Annotated in this window: 2 protein-coding genes; both read right to left on the reverse strand. The window is 49.2% G+C overall.

Annotation, left to right across the window (positions count from 1 at the left end; genetic code table 11):
* Positions 1-51: 51 nt before the first annotated feature.
* Entirely contained in the window at positions 52-633 is a 582-nt protein-coding gene (locus tag AB1552_14430) for a group II intron maturase-specific domain-containing protein (GenBank protein ID MEW6054955.1), read from the reverse strand.
* A gap of 88 nt (positions 634-721) precedes the next feature.
* Positions 722-1,368 (reverse strand): group II intron maturase-specific domain-containing protein (locus tag AB1552_14435; GenBank protein MEW6054956.1); only part of this gene is annotated, 647 nt, incomplete at its 5' end.

Here is a 1,368-nt window from a genome sequence, read left to right on the forward strand (position 1 = left end):
GTCTCTCACACCACCCGGCATACGGTTCACGTACCAGGGCGGTTCCCAAAGTTAAACGGTTCTGAATTTACACAGTACATCAATCATCGAGACAAGTCCGAGTCCGTCGAAAAACTTCTTCCTGAATGCGTCGTTCATGTGCGATGCGCCGGAATTCCACCATGACCCGCGCCGGTTGAACGCCGACATCACAGCCCTTTCCTCTGAAAGTCCTGCTTCTATCAGTCTCTTCCTTCGCGTCCACGGTCTCTTCCACTGTTTCCACAGTATCAGGCGAAGCCTTCTCCTTACCCATCCGTCCATATCTTCTGCAAATGCCTTCACTTCCGCCAACCGGAAGTAGTTTATCCATCCCCTAATGACAGGGTTTAAATCTTCAGTAATGAATCTCTGAAGATTTCGCCCCTTCCCTTTGCTGAAGATGGTTTTAAGATACATTCGCAGTCTCCTGACGGTTTCTTCGGGCACTCGTATCTTCGGCTGTTTATGCCATGTGAATGAGTATCCCAGACACTTCCGTTGATGGGTTCTTGCCACCGCGCTCTTTTCCCTGTTGACTTTGAGTTTGAGCTTCTCCTCCACATATCTCGTTATGGATTCAAATACCCTCTGCCCCGCCCTTTTCGACTTCACGTAAATGTTACGGAGAGTAGACCGGCGGAACTTCCCCGCCAGCCCCTCGCAGAACCGGACGTGAACCTCTCAGCTCATCCGGCTCCCATTATTCAGTCGGAGACCCCAAGCCAAGCTTCCAATGCTCGAACAATCCGGGAGTGCGCTTGCACACACATCCCAGGTACCTTTTCGCATGTCCGCAATGTCTCGCCAGTCTCTTGTATTTCCGTCTTGCCCATAGAATAAGATAACGCTCCACGTTGCGAAGCACCGGATACATTTCAGATTTGTAAAACCGCCCGTAGTACTGATACCAGCCCCGCACTACAGGGTTTGTCTTTTCCGCTATGTTTTCCAGAGATGTCCATGTGTTAAGATGAATACGCCACTCCCTTATGGCCTTGCGAATCTTGCTCTTGGCTTTGTTGCTGATAGCCGGAAGAAACGAAACGAAATATTTCCCACGCTTATTCTTTGCCCTCCGTGGCCGAAACGTATAACCGAGGAAGTCAAAGCTTTCTTTGGGGTATTTCTTTCGCCTGTCGTCATCTTTGCAGTACACTATTGGTGTCTTTTCAGGATGCAGTTCCAGCTTGCATTGAGCCAAACGCTTTTCAATCGCACGACGCATAAGTATCGCCTCATGCTCTGTTTTACAGTGCACGAGTGCATCATCCGCGTAACGCTCAAATAATACCTGCGGATGATTTTGTCGCAGCCATTCATCAAAGGCATGGTGCATAAATATATTTG

Source organism: Nitrospirota bacterium (assembly GCA_040754395.1).
In the GTDB taxonomy this organism is placed as follows: Bacteria; Nitrospirota; Thermodesulfovibrionia; order Thermodesulfovibrionales; family SM23-35; genus JBFMCL01.